This is a genomic window from Niveispirillum cyanobacteriorum (genome assembly GCF_002868735.1).
Taxonomy (GTDB): Bacteria; Pseudomonadota; Alphaproteobacteria; order Azospirillales; family Azospirillaceae; genus Niveispirillum; species Niveispirillum cyanobacteriorum.
This window is the reverse complement of sequence record NZ_CP025611.1, coordinates 443,074-466,548: the sequence shown is the minus strand read 5'-3', so window position 1 is coordinate 466,548 and position 23,475 is coordinate 443,074. Positions and strand designations below refer to the sequence as shown.

At 63.4% G+C, this 23,475-nt stretch carries 23 protein-coding genes; 15 read left to right on the top strand and 8 right to left on the bottom strand.

Features of this window, described 5'->3' with window-relative positions; translation table 11 throughout:
- Window positions 1-206 precede the first annotated feature (206 nt).
- The 7 genes from C0V82_RS02045 to C0V82_RS26675 are packed head-to-tail and all read left to right on the top strand — an operon-like array spanning window position 207 to window position 7,184.
- Window positions 207-1,685: a cryptochrome/photolyase family protein gene (locus C0V82_RS02045; RefSeq protein WP_102110909.1), complete on the top strand. Its 1,479-nt coding sequence runs from the start codon at window positions 207-209 to the stop codon at window positions 1,683-1,685.
- Between the two features lie 14 nt (window positions 1,686-1,699).
- A complete protein-coding gene (locus tag C0V82_RS02040) occupies window positions 1,700-3,034 on the top strand; it encodes an NAD(P)/FAD-dependent oxidoreductase (protein WP_102110908.1) in 1,335 nt (444 codons plus the stop codon).
- Between the two features lie 5 nt (window positions 3,035-3,039).
- Window positions 3,040-3,864 carry a DUF1365 domain-containing protein gene (locus C0V82_RS02035; protein WP_102110907.1) on the top strand — a complete coding sequence of 275 codons (825 nt, stop codon included), beginning with the start codon at window positions 3,040-3,042 and terminating at the stop codon, window positions 3,862-3,864.
- Window positions 3,861-5,096 (top strand): SAM-dependent methyltransferase, encoded by a 1,236-nt coding sequence (locus tag C0V82_RS02030; RefSeq protein WP_102110906.1) that lies wholly within the window; start codon window positions 3,861-3,863, stop codon window positions 5,094-5,096. The genes C0V82_RS02035 and C0V82_RS02030 overlap by 4 nt, the downstream gene beginning before the upstream one ends.
- Window positions 5,097-5,105: 9 nt before the next feature.
- The gene (locus C0V82_RS02025) at window positions 5,106-6,413 is read left to right on the top strand and encodes an MFS transporter (protein ID WP_102110905.1); all 1,308 of its coding nucleotides are present in this window, start codon (window positions 5,106-5,108) and stop codon (window positions 6,411-6,413) included.
- 34 nt (window positions 6,414-6,447) lie between these two features.
- On the top strand, window positions 6,448-7,014 hold the full coding sequence (locus C0V82_RS02020; protein WP_102110904.1) for a DUF3833 domain-containing protein: 567 nt from the start codon (window positions 6,448-6,450) through the stop codon (window positions 7,012-7,014).
- A 2-nt stretch (window positions 7,015-7,016) separates the two neighbouring features.
- A complete protein-coding gene (locus tag C0V82_RS26675; protein WP_158659670.1) occupies window positions 7,017-7,184 on the top strand; it encodes a helix-turn-helix domain-containing transcriptional regulator in 168 nt (55 codons plus the stop codon).
- 73 nt (window positions 7,185-7,257) lie between these two features.
- On the opposite strand, the gene C0V82_RS02015 is transcribed toward C0V82_RS26675, so the two are convergent.
- The 3 genes from C0V82_RS02015 to C0V82_RS26670 form a co-directional block, all read right to left on the bottom strand.
- A complete protein-coding gene (locus C0V82_RS02015) occupies window positions 7,258-7,560 on the bottom strand; it encodes a PspC domain-containing protein (RefSeq protein ID WP_158659669.1) in 303 nt (100 codons plus the stop codon).
- Window positions 7,561-7,636: 76 nt separating this feature from the next.
- A complete protein-coding gene (locus C0V82_RS02010; protein ID WP_102110902.1) occupies window positions 7,637-8,311 on the bottom strand; it encodes a PspA/IM30 family protein in 675 nt (224 codons plus the stop codon).
- Between the two features lie 55 nt (window positions 8,312-8,366).
- Window positions 8,367-8,510 (bottom strand): hypothetical protein, encoded by a 144-nt coding sequence (locus tag C0V82_RS26670; protein WP_158659668.1) that lies wholly within the window; start codon window positions 8,508-8,510, stop codon window positions 8,367-8,369.
- A 271-nt stretch (window positions 8,511-8,781) separates the two neighbouring features.
- On the opposite strand from C0V82_RS26670, the gene C0V82_RS02005 reads away from it, so the two are divergent.
- The 5 genes from C0V82_RS02005 (at window position 8,782) to C0V82_RS01985 (ending at window position 15,101) form a co-directional block, all read left to right on the top strand.
- Entirely contained in the window at window positions 8,782-9,750 is a 969-nt protein-coding gene (locus C0V82_RS02005; protein ID WP_102113170.1) for a homoserine kinase, read from the top strand.
- Window positions 9,747-10,211 (top strand): ribonuclease HI, encoded by a 465-nt coding sequence (rnhA, locus tag C0V82_RS02000; RefSeq protein ID WP_188595094.1) that lies wholly within the window; start codon window positions 9,747-9,749, stop codon window positions 10,209-10,211. The genes C0V82_RS02005 and rnhA overlap by 4 nt, the downstream gene beginning before the upstream one ends.
- A gap of 132 nt (window positions 10,212-10,343) precedes the next feature.
- Entirely contained in the window at window positions 10,344-10,643 is a 300-nt protein-coding gene (locus tag C0V82_RS01995; RefSeq protein WP_102110901.1) for a ribbon-helix-helix domain-containing protein, read from the top strand.
- 81 nt (window positions 10,644-10,724) lie between these two features.
- Window positions 10,725-12,869, top strand: coding sequence for an NAD-dependent DNA ligase LigA (ligA, locus tag C0V82_RS01990; protein WP_102110900.1), 2,145 nt, complete (start codon window positions 10,725-10,727; stop codon window positions 12,867-12,869).
- Between the two features lie 126 nt (window positions 12,870-12,995).
- Window positions 12,996-15,101: a transglycosylase domain-containing protein gene (locus C0V82_RS01985; RefSeq protein WP_245924125.1), complete on the top strand. Its 2,106-nt coding sequence runs from the start codon at window positions 12,996-12,998 to the stop codon at window positions 15,099-15,101.
- A 32-nt stretch (window positions 15,102-15,133) separates the two neighbouring features.
- On the opposite strand, the gene C0V82_RS01980 is transcribed toward C0V82_RS01985, so the two are convergent.
- A complete protein-coding gene (locus C0V82_RS01980; protein ID WP_158659667.1) occupies window positions 15,134-16,231 on the bottom strand; it encodes an alkene reductase in 1,098 nt (365 codons plus the stop codon).
- 230 nt (window positions 16,232-16,461) lie between these two features.
- Here C0V82_RS01980 and C0V82_RS01975 point away from each other — a divergent pair, with 230 nt between their 5' ends.
- Window positions 16,462-17,754, top strand: coding sequence for a hemolysin family protein (locus C0V82_RS01975; RefSeq protein WP_102110899.1), 1,293 nt, complete (start codon window positions 16,462-16,464; stop codon window positions 17,752-17,754).
- Between the two features lie 9 nt (window positions 17,755-17,763).
- Here the strand turns inward: C0V82_RS01975 and C0V82_RS01970 are convergent, their stop codons facing one another.
- Complete coding sequence (locus tag C0V82_RS01970; protein WP_102110898.1) at window positions 17,764-18,321, bottom strand: GNAT family N-acetyltransferase; 558 nt, start codon at window positions 18,319-18,321, stop codon at window positions 17,764-17,766.
- 216 nt (window positions 18,322-18,537) lie between these two features.
- On the opposite strand from C0V82_RS01970, the gene C0V82_RS01965 reads away from it, so the two are divergent.
- Window positions 18,538-18,822: an acylphosphatase gene (locus tag C0V82_RS01965; protein ID WP_102113166.1), complete on the top strand. Its 285-nt coding sequence runs from the start codon at window positions 18,538-18,540 to the stop codon at window positions 18,820-18,822.
- A 244-nt stretch (window positions 18,823-19,066) separates the two neighbouring features.
- On the opposite strand, the gene C0V82_RS01960 is transcribed toward C0V82_RS01965, so the two are convergent.
- A complete protein-coding gene (locus C0V82_RS01960; protein WP_054166090.1) occupies window positions 19,067-19,291 on the bottom strand; it encodes a hypothetical protein in 225 nt (74 codons plus the stop codon).
- 103 nt (window positions 19,292-19,394) lie between these two features.
- Entirely contained in the window at window positions 19,395-20,141 is a 747-nt protein-coding gene (gene lexA, locus C0V82_RS01955) for a transcriptional repressor LexA (protein ID WP_102110897.1), read from the bottom strand.
- A 372-nt stretch (window positions 20,142-20,513) separates the two neighbouring features.
- On the opposite strand from lexA, the gene C0V82_RS01950 reads away from it, so the two are divergent.
- Window positions 20,514-22,193 (top strand): methyl-accepting chemotaxis protein, encoded by a 1,680-nt coding sequence (locus tag C0V82_RS01950; RefSeq protein WP_102110896.1) that lies wholly within the window; start codon window positions 20,514-20,516, stop codon window positions 22,191-22,193.
- A 12-nt stretch (window positions 22,194-22,205) separates the two neighbouring features.
- Here C0V82_RS01950 and C0V82_RS01945 read toward each other — a convergent pair whose 3' ends face one another.
- Window positions 22,206-23,405 carry a molybdopterin molybdotransferase MoeA gene (locus C0V82_RS01945; protein ID WP_102110895.1) on the bottom strand — a complete coding sequence of 400 codons (1,200 nt, stop codon included), beginning with the start codon at window positions 23,403-23,405 and terminating at the stop codon, window positions 22,206-22,208.
- Window positions 23,406-23,475: the final 70 nt, after the last annotated feature.

The following is a 23,475-nucleotide window of genomic DNA, read 5'->3' as shown; positions in this document are numbered from 1 at the left end:
GGCGGCAAAAGGCTGGCAGCCAAAGGAGGGGGGGAGAATGGGATGGCCACCGCCACGAAACGAGCTAGGTTCCCTGCAAGCGGCGTCAACCGTGACGGATAAAAAATAATCTTCGCAAAAGGATAGGGGTGCGGGTGATCCAAGCCGGCATCGGTAACGTATCATCAGTAAATTCTGATGTTTCACCCGGAAGCATGTCTCCCCCGATGACCGATCCGCGTCCCATTATCGTCTGGTTCCGCCAGGATTTGCGTTTGGCTGACAATCCGGCCTTACACCATGCCGTGGAAAGCGGCCGGCCCCTCCTGCCCGTCTATGTTCTGGATGATGTCACCCCCGGCACCTGGCGGGCCGGTGGCGCCACGCGCTGGTGGTTGCATCATAGCCTGACGCATCTGTCGGCGGCACTGGAGCGGCTGGGGTCGCCCCTGCTGCTGCTGCGAGGGCCGGGTGATGCTGTGATCGGTGACCTGGCGGCGCGGGTGGACGCGGCAGAGGTGGTTTGGAACCGCTGCTATGAACCCTTTGCCATTGAGCGCGATTCGCGGCTTAAAGCGGCCTTGAAGGGCACGGTGAAGGTTACCAGCCACAAGGCCGCCCTGCTGAACGAACCCTGGGAAGTGCTGACGGGTCAGGGCACACCGTACAAGGTCTTTACCCCCTATTGGCGGGCCTGTGTCGCCGTCACCAACCCGGAACGGCCCCTGCCCGCCCCGGACCGGCTGTCCCCCTGCCCCAACCGTCCAGAAGGTGATGCCCTGTCCGACTGGGCGCTGCTGCCTACCCGGCCCGATTGGGCGGGCGGGTTCCGGCGGACCTGGGCCGAGGGGCTGGGCGTTGGCGAAGCGGCAGCCACCGCGCGCCTGACGCAGTTCCTGTCGGAAGGGGCCGCCAATTACAGCGCCGGCCGCGATGTGCCCGGCATTGACGGCACGTCGCGCCTGTCGCCGCATCTGCATTTCGGTGAAATCTCCCCGCGTCAGGTCTGGCACGCGGCCAAACGGGCAGGAGATCGGGGCAGCGAGGCGTTCAAGGCGCAGATGGACAGTTTCCTGCGCGAGATCGGGTGGCGGGAATTCTGCCATTCCCTGCTGTACCATTTCCCCACCCTTCCCGAACGCCCCCTGTCACCCGCATTTGAGGCCTTTCCCTGGACCCAGGATGACAAGGCCCTGGCCGCGTGGCAGCGGGGGCAGACCGGTTACCCCATCGTCGATGCCGGCATGCGGCAACTCTGGGTAACGGGCTGGATGCATAACCGTGTGCGGATGATCGTGGGGTCCCTGCTGGTCAAGCATCTGCTGCTGCCCTGGCAGGCGGGGGAGGATTGGTTCTGGGACACGCTGGTCGATGCCGATCTGGCCAATAATGCTGCCGGCTGGCAATGGATCGGGGGTTGCGGTGCCGACGCCGCACCCTATTTCCGGGTTTTCAATCCGGTCTTGCAGGGGCAGAAATTCGACCCCGACGGTCGTTATGTCCGCCATTGGGTACCCGAACTGAAACATATGCCGGACAAATATATCCATGCCCCGTGGACCGCACCGCCCATGGTGCTGCGCGGGGCCGGTGTCACACTGGGACGTGACTATCCCGCCCCCATCATTGATCATGCGCTGGGCCGGCAGCGCGCGCTGGACGCCTTTGCCACGATCCGTGGCAGCACTCCGGCGATCCCGGCCTGAAGGAAGGACGACCTATGAAAATCGCGGTTATCGGTGCCGGCATCTCGGGTCTCAGCGCTGCCTGGCTGCTGAACCGTCACGGCCATGAGGTGACGGTATTTGAACAGAATAACTATCTGGGCGGCCATTCCAACACGGTGGATGTGACGGGCAAGAACGGGGAGAATATCCCCGTCGATACCGGCTTCATCGTGTTCAACGAGGCGACCTACCCCAACCTGATCGCTCTGTTCGACCATCTGGGCGTGCCCTCCATGCCCTGCACCATGAGCTTTGCCGTCAGCCTGGACCGGGGCCGTCTGGAATATTCCGGCAGCAATCTGGCCGGCATGTTCGCACAGAAGCGCAACCTGCTGTCGCCCAGCTATCACCTGATGCTGCGCGACATCGTGCGGTTCTACCGCGAGGCGCCGAAGCTGCTGCGCGACCCTTCGGCCATCAACCAGACCTTAGGCGAATATCTGGATGCGGGCCGCTATGGCCATCGCTTCATCTATGACCATCTGCTGCCCATGGGGGCGGCCATCTGGTCATCGACCATTTCGGAGATGCTGGCCTTCCCGGCACACAGCTTCGTGCGCTTCTTCCAGAATCATGGTCTGCTGAAGATCAAGAACCGGCCGCAATGGTTCACGGTGAAGGGCGGCAGTCGTTCTTATGTTCGGGTGCTGGCCGACACGCTGGCAGGCCGCTTCCACACCGACCGCGCCATCATCGCCATGCGCCGCACACCCACTGGTGTCTGGCTGCGCGATACGGAGGGGCAGGAAACGCAGTACGATCAGGTGGTGATCGGCGCGCATGCCGATCAGGCGCTGGCCATGCTGACCGATGCTGATGAGCAGGAAAAGCGCGTGCTGGGCGCCTTCCGCTATCAGTTGAACCGGGCGCATCTGCACCGCGATCCAGCACTGATGCCCAAGCGGCCCAAGGCCTGGTCGGCCTGGAATTATCTGGCCAATGGTACGCGCGACCGCAACGCCAAGGTGGCCGTCACCTACTGGATGAACGAGCTGCAGGGCATTGACGAGGGCAACCCCCTGTTCGTCACCCTGAACCCGATCCAGCCGCCGCGCCCGGAATATAAGATCAAGGAATTCATCTACGACCACCCCATGTTCGACGCCGCCGCCATCCGCGCCCAGGGTGAGATGGCCCGCATCCAGGGCGTGCGCCGCACCTGGTTCTGTGGGGCCTATCTTGGCTATGGCTTCCATGAAGACGGGTTGTCGGCGGGACTGGCCGTGGCAGAGGCGCTGGGTGCCAAGCGGCCCTGGAACACCACCGATGTCTCCCCTGCCGGGCGCAATGCCAGGCCGCTAAAGCCCTTCAAGGCAGCGGCGGAGTAAGGGGCATGGCGGGAGAGGATGGCCAATCCCATGCGTTGTACCATTGCCGGGTGTTCCACGCCCGGTACCGGCCCTTCCGGCACGCGTTCAATTACCGCGTCTGGTCGCTGCTGCTGGATATCGACCGGCTGCATGACCTGCCAAAGCCGCTGACCCATAACCGCCCCGGCCTGCTGTCCATCCAGGACAGCGACCATGGGCAGCGCGACGGGTCACCCCTTCGCCCTTGGGTGGAGAGGATGCTGGCAGAAAAGGGCGTGCATCTGGAGGGAGGTCGCATCCTTCTGTTCTGTTTTCCCCGCGTCCTGGGCTATGCCTTCAATCCATTGTCCGTCTATTACGGCTTTGGACCGGACGGCGCCTTGCGCGGGGTGGTGTATGAGGTGAAGAACACCTTCGGCGACCAGCATTGCTATGTCATCCCCATACCGGCCCACGTGCCGGGGGTTTTGCTGGACCATGCCCACGCCAAGGAGTTCCACGTCTCCCCTTTCTTCGATCTTGAAGGTGGCTATCGATTCCGCCTGTCGCTGCCGGGCGACCGGATTGGCATCGATATCCGCTATGGCGATGAACAGGGTGAATTGCTGGTGGCGACCCAGACGGGTGAACGACACCCACTGACCACCAGCAGTCTGTGGGCGGCTGTCGCACGCCACCCGCTGGTCACCCTGAAAGTCATCGCCGGCATCCATTGGGAAGCGCTGAAACTCTGGCGCAAGGGCGCGCGGTTCCACCGCCGCCCGGAACCGCCCGTTCGTCTTAAGCCGCTTGCCGAACGACCCACCCGATCCATTTCAACCACCGGCCAAACAATGGTGGAACCATGACCGAACAGACCGAAAGCCATCTCCTGGGCCTGGGCCAGACGGCCATCCATTACCGCCCGTCGCGCATGATGCGGCTTCTGATATCGCTGGCCCCCTCGATCCGGGTTGGCTCTTTGACGATTGTCCTGCCCGATGGGCGCAGCCACCGGTTCGATGGCACCGTACCCGGCCCACATGGCGTCCTCTATGTCCGCAATGACCGGCTGGCCCGACGCATGCTGGTGGGTGGCAAGCTGGGCTTCTGCGAAAGCTATCTGGATGGCGACTGGACCAGCCCGGATGTGCCGGCCTTGTTCGAGATGGCGCTGCTGAACGAGACAGAACTGGACCGGGCCATGAATGGCAAGGCCTGGGTCCGGGCGCTGAATTTCCTGCTGCACGCGGCCAAGCCCAACAGCAAGTCCGGCTCCAAGCGCAACATCGCCTATCATTATGACCTGGGGAACAGCTTCTATGAACGCTGGCTGGACCCGTCCATGACCTATTCTGCGGCGGTCTATGCCGATCTGGACAAGGCAGAGCCGCTGTACGAGGCGCAGCAGCGCAAATATGCCGCCATCGCGGCCCGCATGGATCTGCAGCCGGGGCAGCATGTGCTGGAAATCGGCTGCGGCTGGGGCGGATTTGCGGAATATGCGGCCAAGGTTGTGGGTGCCCGCGTCACCGGCGTGACCATCAGCAAGGCACAGCATGATTATGCTGTGGCCCGCATGGAACGGGCCGGCCTGTCGCACATGGTCGATATCCGCCTGCAGGATTACCGCGACATAACCGAGCAGTTCGACCGCATCGCCAGCATCGAAATGTTTGAAGCCGTGGGCGAACGCTACTGGCCCACCTATTTCAACACGTTGCGCGACCGGTTGAAGCCGGGTGGCAAGGCCTCGCTCCAGATCATCACCATCGGTGAGGATCATTTCGAGGGCTATCGCAAGGGTGCGGACTATATCCAGCGTTACATCTTCCCCGGCGGCATGCTGCCCAGCCCCACCCGCCTGAAAGCAGAGGTGGAGGGTGCAGGCCTGCGCTTCGACAGCACCGAAAGCTATGGCCTGCATTATGCGCGCACCCTGCGGGAATGGCAGGTGGCGTTCCAGGCCGCCTGGCCGGAACTGAAGGACGGGTTCGATACGCGCTTCAAACGCATGTGGGAACAATATCTCTGGTACTGCGAGGCGGGGTTCAAGGTCGGCACCATCGATCTTGTGCATGTGGGGATTTCGAAGGGCTGAGGACATCTCATGCCCATCCACCTGCGCCATTTGCTGGCTTATGCCCTTCCTGCCCTGCCACTGGCGGTTCTGGTTCTGCCCGTCTACGTGTTCCTGCCCTCGGCCTATGCCCAGGCGGGAATGCCACTGGCAGCCATCGGGATCGTACTTTTGCTGGCGCGGTTGTGGGACGGGGTGACCGATCCGCTGGTCGGTGCCCTGTCTGACCGCACCGTTACACGGTTTGGACGTCGCAAACCCTGGATCGCGGCGGGCCTGCCCCTGACCCTGCTGTCGCTCTGGTTCCTGATGGTACCGGGCGACGGGGTAGGGGCGGTCTATCTGCTGGGCTGGTCCTTTGCCCTGTTCCTGGGCTGGACCATGATGATCGTGCCGCTGACAGCCTGGGGCGCGGAGCTGTCCGTTGATTATCATGAACGCACGCGCGTAGCGGGTTTCCGCGAGGGCGCCGCCATTATCGGTACCGTGCTCGCCCTGACCCTGCCCTTTGCCATGGGCGTGGGGGCAACGGGTCAGGAACGCGATGCGCTGCGTCTGTTAGCCCTTGTTCTGCTTGTGGTGCTGCCGCTTTTTACAGTAATCGCCCTGGTCACCGTTCCCGAATATCCGCAGCCCATCAAGTCGCCGCTGAAATTCCGGCGCGGGATGAAAGTGATTTTCGCCAACGGGGCTTTCCGGAAACTGATCGCGGCCTATGTCATCAACGGCGTGGCAAATGGCCTGCCGGCACAACTTTTCCTGTTTTTCGTTCAGCATCTGCTGATGGAAGGGGAACGTGCGGGCCTTCTGCTGTTGTCCTACTTCGCATCTGGTCTTCTGGCGGTGCCGCTGTGGCTGTGGTTGAGCGGAAAATACGGCAAGCATGTCGTCTGGCGCTGGGCGATGTTCTGGAACATCGGCTGGTTCCTGGCGGTACCTTTGCTGGGGCCGGGCGACTTCTGGCCATTCCTGGTCATCTGCGTGATGACGGGGATGTCGCTGGGTGCGGATCTGATCCTGCCATCGGCCATGCAGGCCGACGTGGTGGATATGGATACGGCACGCACCGGTCGCGCTCGTACCGGCCTGTACTTTGCCTTCTGGGGCCTGGCGACCAAACTGGCAACCGCGCTGGCGGCCCTGGGCTTGACCGTGGCGGGTCTGTTCGGCTTCGACCCCGTCACGGGCGGAACCGCGATGGGGCAGACAGCGCTGCTGGCGCTTTACGCCCTGGTTCCTGTGGCCTTCAAACTCGCGGCAATCGCCCTTCTCTGGCGCTGGCCCATCGATGCCGCCATGCAGGTCAGCCTGCGCGCCCGCATCGCCGCCCGCACCTGATCCCCTTCCCCCGAAACCCGACGCGGAGAGCGCCATGTTTCGCCGCCTGTTTATCCTGGCCGGTCTTTGTCTGGCCCTTTCCGGGTGTACCAACATGAAACCCGAACAATTCGCCAATCAGAAACCCGCCCTGGCCCTGGAAGAATATTTCAATGGCCATACCCGCGCCTATGGCATCGTGGAAGACCGGTTCGGCAATGTCCGCCGCACCTTCACCGTCGATATCAAGGGCGAATGGGATGGCAAGGTCCTGACATTGACGGAAGACTTCGTCTGGAACGACGGAGAACTGGAACAGCGCATCTGGCGCCTGACGCGCGACGGCCCCTCCCCCAATGACTGGACCGGCACCACCGCAGACGCCATCGGTCCCGCCAAGGGCCGCGTGTCGGGCAACGCCTATAACATGGTCTACGACTTCAACCTGAAAATGGATGGCAGCCGGACCAAGGTGCGGTTCGATGACTGGATGTTCCTGATGCCGGACGGCGTGCTGCTGAACCGCGCCACCATGAGCAAGTTCGGCATTCATCTGGCCACCGTCACCATCGCGTTTAAGAAGGATATCGTCCAGAAGGAAGCCGCACGGGCTGCGGAGTAGGAATGGAAACGACCAGACCGTTCGATCCGGTAAAGTACCTGGCCGAACCGAGGGCGCAGCAGGAATTGCTGGATGATGCCTTCGCAAGCGGCAACACAGCTTACATCGCAGATGCGTTGCGGATCGTAGCAAGCGCGCTCAACGTGACATTGAGCGCCCGTATTTCCTGACGCAAACCCCAAAATGAAACAGGCGGGTCCCCCCGGGCCCGCCTGTTCCTCCCCCGAAGTGGGCACCGCTGGCTTAGCGGCGCCACTCCCGGTAATCCTCGCCAAAGGCGCGGGCGTAGCGGTCGTAACGGTCATGGCGGCCGACGGGGCGATTGGACAGAACCAGGGCTGCCACGAAGTAGGCCAGGATCGGGGTGCCGCCCAGGAAGACCATCGACAGCACCGCGGCGATGCGCACCCACAGGCGGCTGATCCCCAACCATTCGGCCACGCCGGCGCAGACGCCGAACAGGATGCCGTTGGTGCTGTCCTTGTAGAGCTTCCCACCCTGAAAGCGGCTGGTGAAGCGGTCGAAATGGCGGTTATAGCGGCTCACGTTTCTCTCCATCGTTCCATCGGTTTGGCAGAACCCCGTCGCCCATCCCGGCGCCAGGGGTGAAATGCAACTCAACTCACGCAGCGGACCCACGCTCGGCAACGCGCTTTTTCAGTGCGGCCAGTTCATCCTCGACCCGGCCACGGGCCTCCAGGGTCGCAAACTCGTCCTTCAGGCTACGGGGCCGGCCCATGGACAGGGCATCGCCAGCGGCCTCCACATGATCGATCTCGCGTTCCAGTTCGCGGGACCGGGCCAATGCCTCATCCAGGCGGCCATCGTACAGGCTGGTACGGGCCCGCAGCCGGTCAACGGCACCGCGATAGCGGGCGGCGAGGCTGCGGCGGCGGGCATGCGCCTCGGCCAGCTTGTCCTCCAGGGCGCGGGCATCTTCCGTCATCCGGGCGATGGCCGTTTCCAGGGCCTTGATCTCCGCCTCGGCCGGCGCAGCGGCGCGGCGGATCTCATCCTTGGCGGCCAGGGCAGCGCGGGCCAGGTCCTCGCGGTTATGGGCCAGGGCGATTTCCGCCTTGCGCTCCCATTCCAGCATCTCGAACTCGGCAGCGCGCCAGTTGGCGGCCAGTTCCTTCTTTTCCGCAATCATGCGGACAGTGCCACAGCGCACTTCGGACAGGGTGTCTTCCATCTCCCGGATCGCCTGGTTCAGCGTCTGCTCCGGGTCGGCCGACCGGTCCAGCAGGCTGGCCAGGTTGGCATTGATGACATCACCGAGGCGGTCGATCAGGCCCATTTTCGGGGCTCCTTCTGAAACAGGTGGGGTAATCGGGTTGGCAGAAGCGGCTTGATCAGAGCAGGATGTTCAGCATCAGGACCATGACGACTGCGACAACCAGGGCCGGGACCATTTCGGTCAGGCTGGAGATGTTCAGGTCGCCGGTGACCTTGTTGGTGCGGGCGGCGCGCTTGGCGAAGAAGGTCATCGTGCTCATTATCGTCTCCATCGGGTTCGAATTTCGGTGGCCGTTTCAGCCATGCCGACATAAAAGCAAGCACCGTGCCAAGTGCTCTCGCGACCCTAAAAATGGCTGATTTCCGCCATTTTTATTTTCGCCCCCATCTCATCCCGACCAGGCCGATAGCAAATTCCGCCACCGAGTAGCGAAAATCACCATCACACCGAATTTTGTTGCGATTGGAACGGTCGCACAGGGCTTTCATGCGCGATTGACCGGCGTGCCGGAACCGGCTACCCATCCCGCCATGGCCGTCTATACCGAAGTTTCCGACGAGGATGTCCGCGCGTTCGTTGCTCAGTATGATCTGGGCGACGTGGTGTCCTGCAAGGGCATCGCCGAGGGCGTGGAGAATTCCAACTTCCTGCTGGTGACCGATAAGGGTCCCTATATCCTGACGCTTTATGAAAAGCGGGTGGACCCGGCGGACCTGCCCTTCTTCTTAGGTTTGATGGATCATCTGGCCGCCAACGGCCTGACCTGCCCGCAACCGGTGGCCGGCACCGATGGCGTGGCGCTGCGCAGCCTGTGTGGCCGTCCGGCCGTGATCGTCACCTTCCTGAAGGGCATGTGGCCGCGCCGTATCCTGGCCGACCATTGCGCTGGCCTGGGCGAAGGGTTGGCGCGCCTGCATCTGGCGGGCGACGGCTTCACCCTGACCCGCCGCAATTCCCTGTCGGTCGGCGGCTGGCGCCCCCTGTTCGAGGCGTCGCGCTGGCGCGCGGATGAGGTGAAACCCGGTCTGGCCGATGCGCTGGCAGAGGAGCTGGATTATCTGGAGGCCCAGTGGCCCCAGGATCTGCCCGCCGGCATCATCCATGCCGACCTGTTCCCCGATAATGTCTTCTTTGCCGATGGCAAGCTGTCGGGCTTGATCGATTTCTATTTCGCCTGCAACGACCTGTTTGCCTATGACGTGGCGATCTGCCTGAATGCCTGGTGTTTTGAGGCGGATGGAGCCTTCAACGTCACCAAGGCCCGGCTTCTGCTGGCCAATTATGACCGTATCCGCCCCCTGTCGGCGGCAGAGCGCGAGGCCCTGCCCATCCTGGCCCGCGGCAGCGCCATCCGTTTCCTGCTAACCCGCCTTTATGACTGGCTGAACACGCCACCGGGTGCCATGGTGAAGCGCAAGGACCCGCTGGAATATCTGCACAAGCTGCGTTTCCACCAGCAGATCCGCCACATCGCCGATTACGGGTTGGACCGGTCGTGAACGAGGCAACCGCCGCAGAAAACGTGGTCGATGCCTTCACCGACGGTGCCTGTTCCGGCAATCCCGGCCCTGGCGGCTGGGGCGTATTGCTGCGCTGGAACGGGACCGAGAAGGAAATGAAGGGCGGGGAGCCCGACACCACCAATAACCGTATGGAGTTGATGGCCGCCATCAGCGCGTTGGAGGCGCTGAAGCGTTCCGTTCCCATCCGCCTGCATACCGACAGCCAATATGTGAAGAACGGGATCACCACCTGGATCCATGGCTGGAAGAAAAACGGCTGGAAAACCGCGTCCAAGGATCCGGTAAAGAACGAGGACCTGTGGCGTCGCCTGGACGATCTGGTCGCCCGACACAAGGTGGAGTTCCACTGGGTCAAGGGCCATGCCGGCCATGTGGAGAATGAACGCGCCGACCAGCTGGCACGCGATGGCCTGCGTGAGGCGCGCGACGGCGGCTGACCGCAACCTCTGCGCTTAGCGCGTGGCTCAACCCTACAGAATGTATACGGAATCGTCGGATGGGCTTTTGCATTCCGCCCCTCGTCCATATATAAATGTGTGTTGAGTTAACCAACTGAGCCAGGGCGACCCGTGCAGAATCTTCTGCGCATTCTGGGGCAGACCTCTTACGAACAGCGGCGACGGGAAATCACCGTCGATGGCCGTCGGATCAGTGTGTGTGTCAGCGAGGAATGCTGGAACGCGCTGGAGGATATCAGCCTTCAGGAAGGCGTCAGCCTGGAAACGCTGATTGCCAATGTCGCCCGCCGGTGTGGCCGGCGCAGCCTGTCACTGGAACTCGACCTTTTCGCCGTCTCCTATTACCAGACCGCCAGCCTTCCCTCCGGGGGGTTGCGCGATGTGGAACCGGCAAACCTTCTGCCCTGCTGACCGTTAAGCCGCCATTGCCGACCGCCGCCGCCTCTCGTACAAGGGACCGCAACCGCCCCCTTTGACAGAGAGCGTTTTGCCATGTCCTCCCCCCACCGCCTGACCGAAGTCGATGCCCTGACCCTGGAGGACGCGGCCAGCGAACATGCGGCCCTGGCGGCGGAAATCGGGCACCATCGCGAACGCTACTACAACAAGGCCGATCCGGAGATTTCGGACGCCGACTATGACAAGCTGGAACAGCGTCTGGCCGCCATCGAGGTACGTTTTCCCGAACTGGTGACCGCCGACAGCCCGACACAGACGGTGGGTGCCGCCCCCTCCTCCGGCTTTGGCAAGGTCAAGCATGCGGTGCCGATGCTGTCGCTGTCGAACGCGTTCGAGGATGTGGATGTCAGCGACTTTGTGGGCCGCATCCGCCGGTTCCTGAACTTATCCGACGACACGCCGGTCAGCTTCGTTGCTGAGCCCAAGATCGACGGCCTGTCTTTGTCCCTGCGCTATGAGAAGGGCCGGCTGGTCCAGGCCGCCACGCGCGGCGACGGGGCAGAGGGGGAGGATGTGACGGCCAATGTCCGCACCATCCGCGATATCCCGCATGAATTGACAGCCCCCTTCCCCGATCTGGTGGAGGTGCGGGGCGAAGTCTATATGACCCGTGCGGACTTCCTGGAGCTAAACCGGGCGCAAGCGGAAAAGAACGACAAGATCTTCGCCAACCCGCGCAACGCCGCCGCCGGATCGCTGCGCCAGTTGGACAGCAGCATCACGGCGGGCCGGCCCCTGCGCTTCTTCGCCTATGCCTGGGGGGCGTTGTCGGAACCACTGGGTGCCACGCAGTGGGAAAGCCGGCAGCGGCTGGAAGGTTTCGGCTTCACCCTGTCGTCGCCATCCGAACGCTGCACCGACGCAGAGGCGTTGCTGGCCTATTACCGCATGATTGGGCAGCAGCGGCCCACCCTGCCCTTCGACATTGACGGTGTCGTCTACAAGGTCGACAGCCTGGCCCTTCAGGAACGTCTGGGCTTCATCTCCCGCTCCCCCCGCTGGGCCACGGCGCATAAATACCCCGCCGAGCAGGCAACCACCCGCCTGAAAGCCATCAGCATCCAGGTGGGCCGCACCGGCGCCCTGACGCCCGTGGCGGAGCTGGAGCCCGTGAATGTCGGTGGCGTGGTGGTCAGCCGCGCCACCCTGCACAACAAGGATGAGATTGAGCGGAAGGACATCCGCGTCGGCGATCTGGTCATCGTGCAGCGCGCGGGCGATGTGATTCCGCAGATTGTGGGTTGGGTTGGGTGGGTGTCAGAACCGGAGAAGGGCCGAGCAGAGCCGTTTAAATTTCCCGATCGTTGTCCTGAATGTGACTCCATTGCCACGCGGGAGGAAGGCGAAGTCGTCACCCGCTGCACCGGCGGCCTGATCTGCCCGGCGCAGGCCGTGGAACGGCTGCGCCATTTCGTGTCGCGCAATGCCTTCGATATTGAAGGGCTGGGGATCGAGCGTATCCAACTGTTCTTTGAACAGGGTCGCATCAAGCAGCCCGCCGATATCTTCACGCTGGAGGTCCGCGAAGAACAGCGCCTGGACCGGCTGATCAGCATGACCGGCTTTGGCAAGAAATCGGTGGAGAAGCTGTTCGCCGCCATCGAGGCGCGGCGGACCATCGCGCTGGACCGGTTCATCTTCGCGCTCGGCATCCGCCAAATCGGGGAGGCCACAGCCAAGCTGTTGGCAAAGGCCTATCGCACGGCGGAAAACTGGCGCGACCGCATGGTCGCCGCCGCTGCTGAACGGGCGGACAAGCGCGAGGAGAAGAAGCCGGAACTGGTGGGCGAGGCCTATGCCGAGCTTTGCGCCATCGAACAGATCGGCATGAGCGTGGCCGACGACCTGACCGATTTCTTCCGCGAACAGCATAATCTGGACGCCGTCGCCGCCCTGCTGGCACAGGTGAGGCCAGAGGAGTATGTGCCGCCGGCGGCGGCCACCACGTCGCCCGTCGCCGGCAAGACGGTGGTCTTCACCGGCACGCTGACCACCATGGGCCGGTCGGAAGCCAAGGCCAAGGCAGAGGCCCTGGGCGCCAAGGTCGCCGGATCGGTCAGCGCCAAGACCGACTATGTCATCGTCGGCGCCGATGCCGGGTCGAAGGCCGCCAAGGCCCAGGAACTGGGCGTGACCATTCTCTCGGAGGAGGAATGGGCGGCGTTGATTGCAGGATAAGCCCCACACATGCCGCCGCATCATCCCTGAAATCGCCGCAATGGGGGTGCATCAGCTTGTGGGGTTGGCGGCCCGGCCCTATCCTGGCCACCAATCCCGATAAAGCCCCTTGCCGGACCTGATGCCTTGAGCAGCCTGAACGCGCCCAACCGTTTCCGCCCTGCCGCCGCTGCCCCGGCGAAGCGCGGCCCGTCCGGCCCCACCCCGCCGGGCGGGGGCAATGGCGGTGGCGGCGACAAGCCACCCCGCAAGGCCGGCCCCCGTAAAAGCTGGGGCAAGCGCATCCTGTCGGGCCTAATCGTCACCGGCATCTGGGGCGTCATCGTCGCGGCGGGCACTGTCGCCTATGTCGCCCATGACATGCCCGCTATTTCCGAGGTGGCAGAGGCATCGCGCCGACCCGCCATCACCCTGGTTGCCTTGGACGGGACGGAGTTCCAGCGCCTGGGCGACCTGCGCGGTGAAACGCTGGATGTCAGCCAGTTGCCGCCGCATTTCGTGCAGGCCCTGATCGCCACGGAAGACCGGCGGTTCTTCAGTCATTTCGGTGTCGATCCGGTCGGCATCTTGCGTGCCGCCTACTCCAACTACCGCGCCGGGCGGACGGTGCAGGGTGGCTCCACCCTGACCCAGCAGTTGGCGAAGAACCTGTTCCTGACACCTGACCAGAACTTCAAGCGCAAGGCGCAGGAAGCCCTGCTGGCGGTACAACTGGAGGCGACCTACAGCAAGGAACAGATCCTCACTGCCTATCTGAACCGCGTCTATCTGGGGGCCGGCACCTTTGGCGTGGATGCTGCCGCCCGCACCTATTTCAACAAATCGGCGCGTAATCTCACCCTGCGCGAGTCGGCCATCATTGTTGGCCTGTTGAAGGCACCGTCACGCTATGCCCCCACGGCCAGCCTGAACCGCGCGACGCAGCGCATGGGCGTGGTGCTGCGCGCCATGCTGGATGAGGGCTATATCAACCAGGCGCAGTTTGATGCCGCCATGGCCGCCCCACCGCCGCCGCCCCGCAAGGAGAGCGAGGATGGTGATGGCCGCTACTTCGCCGGGTGGGTGGCCGATCAGTTGCCTGCCTTTGTCGGGGCCGATCATGGCGACCTGATCGTCTATACCACCTTCGATCCCGGCCTGCAGCGCGCCGCCGAACAGAAGGTGACGGACATGCTGCGCGGGCCGGGGGCCGACGCCAAGGTCAGCCAGGCCGCCGCCCTGGTGATGACGCCGGAAGGGGCGATCCGGGCCATGATCGGTGGCAAGGATTATTCCAGCAGCGAATTCAACCGCGCCACGCAGGCCCTGCGCCAGCCCGGTTCCGCCTTCAAACCCGTCGTCTATCTGACGGCGCTGGAAGAAGGCTGGAACGAATACAGCACCATCCTGGACGCGCCTTACCGCAAGGGCAAATGGAACCCCGGCAATTATGACGGCAAGTTCCGGGGCGATGTCAGTTTGCATGATGCGCTGGCCAATTCGCTGAACACCGCCACCATCCGGCTGGCAGAGGCCGTTGGCATCGACAATGTGCGGCAGACGGCCAAGCGTCTGGGCCTGACCACGCCCATGCGCCGCGACCTGTCGCTGGCGCTTGGTACCTCGGAAGTGACGTTACTGGACCTGACCGGGGCCTATGCCACGCTGGCCAATGGCGGGGAGGCGGTGATCCCCTATGGCATCCTGGAAATCCGGGATGTTGCCGGGGGTATCCTGTATCAGCGTCAGGGATCGTCGGCGGGTTATGCCGTCGCCGCCCCGGATGTGGAGGCGATGAACCGCCTGCTGCTGGGCCCTGTCACCCGTGGCACCGGCAAGGCCGCCAATCTGGACCGCCCCACGGTGGGCAAGACCGGCACGACCCAGGATTACAAGGATGCGTGGTTCATGGGCTATACCGCCGATCTGGTGGGCGGTGTCTGGCTGGGCAATGATGATGGCACGCCCATGAAGAAGGTGACGGGCGGCGGCCTGCCGGCCAAGCTGTGGCATGGCATCATGATGGAGGCGCATCAGGGGCTGCCGCCGCGCGACCTGCCAGGCCTGAACGGCAGCCCTGTTCCTGCGAATGAGCTGCCGCCTGCCCCCGATATGCCGGTGGCCAGCGAAGTGCCCGCCGACGGCACTGTGGTGCAGACCGCTGAAGGCACCCCGCCGCCCGAACCACCGGCGTCGGACGAAGGTGGCGATCCCATTGGCAATCTGCTGCGCCGGTTGACGGGCAAGCAATAAAAAGGGGGCGGATAACCGCCCCCTTTTCGATCTTACGCCGCGTTCAGCGCCGGGTAATCCAGGTAACCGCGTTCATCCCCACCATAGAAGGTGGCGCGGTCGGCCGTCGCCAGCGGGGCGTTACGGCGGAACCGTTCCACCAGATCGGGGTTGGCGATGTAGGGCACGCCGAAGGCGATGGCATCCGCCGCCCCGTCAGCAATCAGCCGGTCACCAACCTCCCGCGTGATGCCGCCATTCAGAATGAACGGCCCCTTGAAGGTCTGACGCAGCAGGCCGGCGACACGCTTGGCACCCGGCGGCGGGCTCATATTATGGTCATCGACCAGCGGTTCGATGACATGCAGGAAGGCCAGATTGAAACGGTTCAACTGTTCGGCCGCATAGCCAAAGGTGGCCGCCGGATCGCTGTCCGACATGTTGTGATAGGCACCGTTCGGACTGAACCGGATGCCCACACGACCGCTGCCCAGCACATCGGTGACCGCCGCCACCACTTCCAGCATGAAGCGGTTGCGGTTTTCCACGGACCCACCATAGCGATCGGTGCGCAGGTTGGTGCCACTGCGGATGAACTGATCGATCAGATAGCCATTGGCGCCATGAAGCTCGACGGCGTCAAAGCCTGCTGACTTGGCATTTTCCGCCGCCTTGGCGAAATCAGCCACGATGCCAGCGATTTCATCCGTTTCCAGGGCGCGCGGCGTCTCGTAATCCAGCATGCCCTGCGGGGTGAAGGCCTGCCCATCCGGCTTCAGGGCCGAGGGGGCCACGGGCAGCGCCCCGCCCGGCTGCAGCACCCGGTGTGACAGGCGGCCCACATGCCAGAGCTGGGCCGCGATGCGCCCGCCAGCGGCGTGGACCGCGTCGGTCACGCCGCGCCATCCGGCCACCTGTTCGGGGCTGTAGATGCCGGGCGTGAAGGCATAGCCCTGACCCTGCTGGCTGACCTGGGTCCCTTCGGTGATCAGCAGGCCGGCGCTGGCACGCTGTACGTAATACTTCGCCGTGGCGGCGGTGGCGACATCGCCCTTACCGGCGCGCGACCGGGTCATGGGCGCCATGATGACGCGGTTGGGAAGCTCGACATCGCCCAGCATGAAAGGCGACAGAAGATCGGGTTTGCTCATGATCAATAGGCCCCTTTGGGGAAGGTTGCGGCGCGTCACGGCCATTGCGGCGGCGCACCAGTTCATGGACCTTGATCTAATGGAGGACCGCCCGGCGGCAAGTGATAGCGGTCACGGTCCGAACTTTCGTTACGAAACGACGACAGGCAATGATGACCACTCGCATTTCGCGTGCAATGCGATAGGATGTGGCGCGGGCCGCACTGGGCCCACGTCACATAACAGAGAAGATGGTTTCGCTCGAACTCGCCGCGGTCCTGTTCCTGATCCTGTTGAACGGGTTCTTCGCCATGTCGGAACTGGCCGTTGTTTCGGCCCGGAAAATCCGGCTCCAGCAGATGGCGGAGGAAGGGCGCCGGGGTGCCGCCGCAGCGCTGCTTTTGCAGGAAGACCCCTCGCGCTTCCTGTCCACGGTGCAGATCGGCATTACGCTGATCGGCGTCATCAATGGTGCCGTGGGTGGTGCCACCCTGGCCGAACGCCTGTCGCCCGTGCTGGAGGCCATCCCGGCCTTCGCTGGATATGGTGAGACGCTGGCCATCGCCATCGTCGTCATGGTCATCACCTACCTGTCGCTGATCGCGGGCGAACTGGTGCCAAAGCGCATCGCGCTGAACAAGGCGGAGGCCATTGCCTGCTTCGCCGCCCCCATCATGCGGTCACTGTCCCGCGCCACCGCGCCGTTCGTCTGGCTACTGGGTGCCAGCACGGAAGCGATGCTGAAGCTGCTGCGCGTGCCGGAAAAGGCCGAGCAGACGGTGACGGAAGAAGAAGTAAAAAGCCTGATCGCCGAGGGAACCGCCAGCGGCGTGTTCGATCCCGGCGAAAAACGCATGATCGAAGGCGTCATGCGTCTGGCCGACCGCACCGTCCGCTCCCTCATGACCCCGCGTCCGGAGGTCATGTGGCTGGACATTGATGACGAGCCGGAGAATATCAAGCGCGAGATCCGGGAGGCCGGGCATAGCCGCTTCCCCGTCTGCCGCGGCGATCTCGACGATGTCATGGGTGTGGTCCATACCAAGGACCTGCTGCACAGCCTGTTGCAGGGTGGCAAGTTCGACCTGCGCGCGGTGGTCCGCGATGCCCTGATCGTGCATGACGGCACGGAGGTGATGCGCCTGCTGGACCTGTTCAAACAGTCGGGCGAGCACATGGCCATCGTGGTGGACGAATATGGCACGGTGGAGGGCATCGCGACCCTGACCGATGTGCTGGAAGGCATTGCCGGCGAACTGCCCGACGATGGCGGCGAAGACAGCGACATTGTCCGGCGCGAGGACGGGTCCCTGCTGATCGACGGCATGATGGCCGTGGAAGAGGTGGAGGCGCATCTGGGGCTGAAAAGCCTGCGGGACGAGGATAGCGGCTATCACACGCTGGCCGGTTTCTTGCTGTTCAAGCTGGGCCGCATCCCCACCGCCGGCGAATATGCCGACCATGACGGCTATCGTTTCGAAGTGGTCGACATGGATGGGCGCCGCATCGACAAGGTCCTGGTCACCCCGACGCCGGATGCGTAAGGGGTTACCCTACCCTTCCACCGGCGGATCGGCGGCCAGACGGGCCAGCGGGACCAGATCGGTCCAGCCATAGGCCACTTCCATCAGATGGGCACCGGCAAAGCTTATCGGCTGTTCGGCCAGCATTTGCCCGCCCAGCCGTTCATAGAAGTATCGGGACGGATTCTCACGCAGGACCCAGACCATGGCGGCCTGGGTGCCGGCGGCCAGGAAATGCTGCGCCATGGCGGCCAGCAGGCGGCGGCCCATCCCCATGCCCTGGGCCTGATCGATCAGGTAGAGCGCATAGAACTCCCCGCCGAAGCCCGGCAGGCCCGTCCGCTGCGGCCCGCAGGAGGAAAAGCCGACGATCCGGCCCGCGCTGGATGCGACAAAAGTGCGCCGGCCCCGTGGCGGCGCACCGGTCAGCAGCCCGCGCCAACGCTTTTCATGGGTGGCCGTGGACAGGCCCACCAGATAACGGTCGGGTAGCATGCCGGGATAGGTGGAGCGCCAGCTCTCGACATGCACATGCGCGATGCCGGGCGCATCGGATACGGTCGCGGGACGGATCAGGCTGGCGGTCATGCCCCCTCCGGATAGGTCATCCTGCTCTCAGCCGCACGGACTGTCGGCACGCGCAGGTGTTGCAATCTCCCAAGGCGTCGCCGCCATTTGCAGTCACTCGAAAAACGGGCCGATCCATGCTGCCCCAGAAACGCGGACTTGGCGAGGGTGATTGACAAGTGCCACCCGCTTGGGCTGGATAGGTCCAAAGAGAGCGAGACATTCATGACAAATCCCATGGAAGACAGGCGCGCCGTCAGCGTCATTGTGACGGGCCGCGTCCAGGGTGTCTGGTACCGCGGCTGGACCGTGGAACAGGCCCGCGCCCGGCACCTGGATGGCTGGGTCCGCAACCGCGCCGATGGCAGCGTGGAAGCCCTGTTCGCCGGTCACAGCGCCGATGTTGATGCCATGCTGGACGCCTGTTGGAAAGGCCCGCCCAACGCCATCGTCATCAATGTGAAGGTCGCCGAAACCGCCGATCCCGGCCTGACCGGTTTCGATCAGCGCCCGACGGAATGACCGGGTTGCGAGGCCCTGATGTCTTTCTGGGTCAGGTAGAATCATCCACGTTCGTCATCCCGGCGCGAGCCGGGACCCAGAGCCACAGGATCAACGTTTCACACGTGTCAACCGACACTGCTGACAGGTCGGGCACTTTGCCCCTGGGCCCCGGCTTTCGCCGGGATGACGAAGGGTGGCGCTTTAATCAGCGCCTGACCGCCCCACAGGCCCGGTCAATCGGGGGCTGATGCCCCCCTTCGGCTTACCGTCCGCCCAGACAGCCTTTCTCCACCGATTGCGCGGCCAGTTCCTGGAACCGGGACAGATAGCGTCCATCGGATGCCATGGCTGGATCACGGATTGTATCGGCATTCAGCTGCCGCAGCTCATTATCAATGCGCTGACACGGGCTGGCGCAGGCCGAAAGCAGCACAAGCAAAGGAGCGAGCGGCAGCAGCCGCCAGGGGGACAGGGCCAGGACATGCATCGGGCAGCACCATTCCAGACTGGGACAACAACCCCCAATCTGGACGCGGCACCCGGCGAAACCGGGGCCGGCCCATGACAGGATTAAGGCGCGTAACGCCCCCTCAATACTGACGGATCAGGCCGACCAGACGGCCCTGCACATTCACGCGGTCGGAACCGAAGACGCGGGTTTCATAATTCGGGTTGGCGGGTTCCAGGGCGATGGAATTGCCCTTGCGGCGCAGGCGCTTCAGCGTCACTTCCTGCTGATCGACCAGGGCCACAACGATGGTCCCATTCTCCGCCGTTTCGCAGCGCTGAATGATGACGGTATCGCCATCCAGAATGCCGGCCTCGATCATGCTATCGCCGGCCACTTCCAGTGCGTAATGGTCACCCGCCGCCAACATGGAGGCCGGGATATCGATGGTCACGGAATTATCGCGCATCGCCTCGATCGGCAGACCGGCGGCGATGCGGCCATAAAGCGGCAGGGCCACCGCTTCAGCATCGTTGCTGGCCTGACGACCGGGCAGGCTGTTGCGGAAATCGCCCTTGATGACGTTGGGCTTGAACCGCGGCGACACCTCCGCTGCGGCGGGTACCGGTGCGGATACTGCGGCGGTGGGCGCTGCCTTGGCCTTGGGCATCGGCTTTTCCGGCAGGCGCAGCACCTCCAGCGCGCGGGCACGGTGCGGCAGACGGCGGATGAACCCGCGTTCCTCCAGACCCGTGATCAGGCGGTGGATGCCGGATTTGGACTTCAGACCCAACGCGTCCTTCATTTCATCAAAGGAGGGGGAAACCCCGCCCTCATTCAGGCGTTCATTGATGAAGAACAGCAGTTCCTGTTGCTTGCGCGTCAGCATGACATCCCCTCACCCGCGACGATGTCCGCCCATCCGGCACCGTCATTGTGACCAACGTCACTATAGAACAATAACGGAACGCCAGGCAATGTTCTATTTTGGTTCGCATCGCGTGCACGTTGAACGAGTGGGGATCGGCCGGCTTGGCTACAACCTTTCGGGATAATTATCCTTTGCTAATAATCACACTATTCCGAACGTTATATGGACATCACCATTAGTTCAGGATAACAACCATCTCGATAAAGGTTAGACGTTGATACGGACAATCTTTTAGGCCCATCACAGATAAATCTCGCTGGGATTGCCGGTTTCGGGCCAGTTTTTAACTATCGCCGTCAATTCGAGTTCTCAAAAGCGGGAAAATTTAGAATGTCATTTTCATTTCGAAGCAATCAGGCTGCTAAACTCTCTGCCCTGCATAAAGCAATTGATACTTCTCAATGCATTATCGAATTTGATCCGACCGGCGTGATATTGGATGCCAATCATAACTTTCTCGAAGCGCTGGGATACTCGTTAAATGAGATCGTTAACAAACACCATCGTATGTTTCTGAGGGCCGCTGATCATCAGCAGCAGAGCTACAGGGATTTTTGGGACACGTTGGCAGGGGGGGAGTTTCAATCCGGCGTATTCCGCCGCATTGACCGGCAGGGCCGGGATGTCTGGATCCGTGCGACGTACAACCCCGTGCTGGACCGCGCCGGGCGGGTGATCCGGGTGGTGAAGCTGGCCAGCGACATCACCGATGCCGTCCACCGCAACGCCGACATGGCGGGGCAGATTGCCGCCATCAACCGCACCCAGGCCGTGATTGAGTTCACGCCGCAGGGGGAGGTCCTGACGGCCAACGAGAATTTCCTCAACGCGCTCGGCTATTCCCTGCCGGAAATCAAGGGAAAGCACCATCGCCAGTTCATGCCGGCGGAGGATCGGGACACCACCGAATATCGCCGCTTCTGGGAACGGCTTGCCGCTGGCGAGTTTTTCGGGGGTGAATTCCGCCGCATTCGCCGCAATGGAAGCGACATCTGGATTCAGGCCAGCTACACGCCCATCCTGGACACGGACGGCAATGTTGCCAAGGTCGTGAAATTCGCGTCCGACATCACGGAGCAGAAGCGGCTGAACAGTGACCGGGCCAGTCAGTTGGCCGCCATCTCCAAAAGTCAGGCGGTCATCGAATTCACCCTGGATGGCACCATCATCACCGCCAATGAGAATTTCCTATCAGCCCTTGGTTACCGCGCCGAGGAGATTGAAGGCCGCCACCATTCCCTTTTCGTGCCGGAGGGGGAGCGGGAGAGTGCTGATTACCGTACCTTCTGGCAGAAACTGGCGGCCGGGGAATATCAGGCGGGCGAGTTCCGTCGCCGCTCCAAGGATGGGCAGGATGTCTGGATTCAGGCCTCCTACAACCCGATCATGGGTCTGGATGGCAAGCCCTATAAGGTGGTGAAGTACGCCAGCGACGTGACGCGACAGGTGCAGGCCCGCCAGCGCAGCGAGTATGTGCGCGGCATGATGGAAAGCGTGGCCGCCGGGGCGGAGGAGATGAACGCCTCCATCCGCGAAATTGCCGACAGCATGCGCAAATCCCGCGACGAGGCAGAAGCCGCCAATCGATCCGTTGACGCTGCCAGCACTGTGACAGCACGTCTCACCAACCTGTCGGACAATATGGTTGATATCGTCAACCTGATCACGGGCATCACGGGGCAGATCAACCTTCTGGCGCTGAACGCCTCCATCGAGGCGGCACGCGCCGGTGATGCTGGCAAGGGCTTCGCCGTGGTGGCGCAGGAGGTGAAAAGCCTTGCCACCCAGGCCCGCGCCGCCACCGACCGCATCGCCGACGACATCACCGGCCTACGCGAAACCGCCGCTGAGGTGGTCAGCACCCTGGGCAGCATCCATGGGGCCATCGGGCAGGTGAATGACTATGTCGGTTCCATCGCCGTCGCCGTGGAACAGCAGAGTGCGGTGGCGGGCGAAATGTCGGCCAACATGAACCGCGCCGCACAGGAGGCGGCGCGGATCGGGGCGTAACCCATTCTGCGGTTACAGCGCGTCCAGCGGCATCACCTGCACCCGGTCCCCGGCCTTCACCGGCGGGGCATGAGGGGCACGCAGGATCAGGCAGTCGGCCCAGGCGAGACGGCTCAACATACCGCTATCCTGCTTGGGGAACGGTTCGGCAACCAAGCGCCCATCCCCATCGGTTGACAGTTTGGCGCGGATGAAATCCGCCCGGCTGTCATTGGCCCCCATGTCGCGGGCCAGAATGGCATCGCGCAGGTCATCATCCGCCGGCAGCCCCTGCATGGCCAGCAGCAGCGGGCGCAGGAACAGCCAGGCACAGACCAGGGCCGACACGGGATTACCCGGCAGGCCGATCATGGGCACGCCATGCATCTGCCCGAACATCAGCGGCTTGCCCGGCCGCATGGCGATTTTCCAGAAATCCAGCTCCAGGCCAGCGGCGCCCAGGACGGAGCGGACGAGATCATGTTCCCCCACCGACGCCCCGCCGATGGTGACCAGAAGGTCGGTCCCCGACGCGGCGGCCACCAGGGTGGACAGGCTGTCGGCGCTATCGCCAGCGATACCCAGATCGACGGGTTCCCCACCCAACTGTCGCACCAGGGCACACAGCGCCAGGGAATTGGAACTCACGATCTGACCCGGCGCCAGCGTATCGCCGGGCATCACCACTTCGTCGCCCGTCGCCAAGATCGAGACGCGCGGACGACGCCGCACCCGCAGCCAGGGCACATTCATGGAGGCGCTGAGCGCCAGATCACGTACGGTCAGGCGGCGGCCAGCATGCACACCGACATCGCCGACACTGAAATCCTGCCCCGCCGGACGCACCCAGCGGCCAGGCCCCCCGCCGTCCCTTAACGTGACGGTGGCACCGTGATCATCAGCGTCCTCCTGCACCACCACCGTATCGGCACCATCGGGCAGTGCCCCGCCCGTGAAGATGCGCACCGCCTGCCCTGGCCTTAAGGTGCCCGCAAAGGGCCGTCCCGCCGGGGCCTCACCGATGCGGGTCAGGGTGACGGGGAAGCGGCCAATGTCGGCGGTGCGTACGGCCCAGCCATCCATGGCGCTGACCGCCGTCGGCGGATGCGTGACGCGCGCCACCACATCGGCCGCCAGAACGCGCCCCAACCCCTGGGTGATGGGCACCTGTTCAGCGGGCAGCAGCTTCGCGGCCGCCAGGATACGGGCACGGGCCTCGGAAAGCGGGATCAATCACATGCTCCGTCTGTCGATGGATGCGACATATTGGGGCATATATCACGCCCTGCAACGGGGCAAGGGC

Bases quoted from the DNA above. Each gene is read 5' to 3' on its own strand.
- C0V82_RS02035 (WP_102110907.1), top strand. From the start codon at position 3,040: ATGGCGGGAGAGGATGGCCAATCCCATGCGTTGTACCATTGCCGGGTG.
- C0V82_RS02020 (WP_102110904.1), top strand. From the start codon at position 6,448: ATGTTTCGCCGCCTGTTTATCCTGGCCGGTCTTTGTCTGGCCCTTTCC.
- C0V82_RS02040 (WP_102110908.1), top strand. From the start codon at position 1,700: ATGAAAATCGCGGTTATCGGTGCCGGCATCTCGGGTCTCAGCGCTGCC.
- C0V82_RS26670 (WP_158659668.1), bottom strand. From the start codon at position 8,510: ATGAGCACGATGACCTTCTTCGCCAAGCGCGCCGCCCGCACCAACAAG.
- C0V82_RS01980 (WP_158659667.1), bottom strand. From the start codon at position 16,231: ATGAGCAAACCCGATCTTCTGTCGCCTTTCATGCTGGGCGATGTCGAG.
- C0V82_RS02045 (WP_102110909.1), top strand. From the start codon at position 207: ATGACCGATCCGCGTCCCATTATCGTCTGGTTCCGCCAGGATTTGCGT.
- C0V82_RS02025 (WP_102110905.1), top strand. From the start codon at position 5,106: ATGCCCATCCACCTGCGCCATTTGCTGGCTTATGCCCTTCCTGCCCTG.
- C0V82_RS01970 (WP_102110898.1), bottom strand. From the start codon at position 18,321: ATGACCGCCAGCCTGATCCGTCCCGCGACCGTATCCGATGCGCCCGGC.
- C0V82_RS02005 (WP_102113170.1), top strand. From the start codon at position 8,782: ATGGCCGTCTATACCGAAGTTTCCGACGAGGATGTCCGCGCGTTCGTT.
- C0V82_RS01960 (WP_054166090.1), bottom strand. From the start codon at position 19,291: ATGCATGTCCTGGCCCTGTCCCCCTGGCGGCTGCTGCCGCTCGCTCCT.
- C0V82_RS02030 (WP_102110906.1), top strand. From the start codon at position 3,861: ATGACCGAACAGACCGAAAGCCATCTCCTGGGCCTGGGCCAGACGGCC.
- lexA (WP_102110897.1), bottom strand. From the start codon at position 20,141: ATGCTGACGCGCAAGCAACAGGAACTGCTGTTCTTCATCAATGAACGC.
- C0V82_RS01965 (WP_102113166.1), top strand. From the start codon at position 18,538: ATGGAAGACAGGCGCGCCGTCAGCGTCATTGTGACGGGCCGCGTCCAG.
- ligA (WP_102110900.1), top strand. From the start codon at position 10,725: ATGTCCTCCCCCCACCGCCTGACCGAAGTCGATGCCCTGACCCTGGAG.
- C0V82_RS01950 (WP_102110896.1), top strand. From the start codon at position 20,514: ATGTCATTTTCATTTCGAAGCAATCAGGCTGCTAAACTCTCTGCCCTG.
- C0V82_RS01975 (WP_102110899.1), top strand. From the start codon at position 16,462: ATGGTTTCGCTCGAACTCGCCGCGGTCCTGTTCCTGATCCTGTTGAAC.
- C0V82_RS02010 (WP_102110902.1), bottom strand. From the start codon at position 8,311: ATGGGCCTGATCGACCGCCTCGGTGATGTCATCAATGCCAACCTGGCC.
- C0V82_RS26675 (WP_158659670.1), top strand. From the start codon at position 7,017: ATGGAAACGACCAGACCGTTCGATCCGGTAAAGTACCTGGCCGAACCG.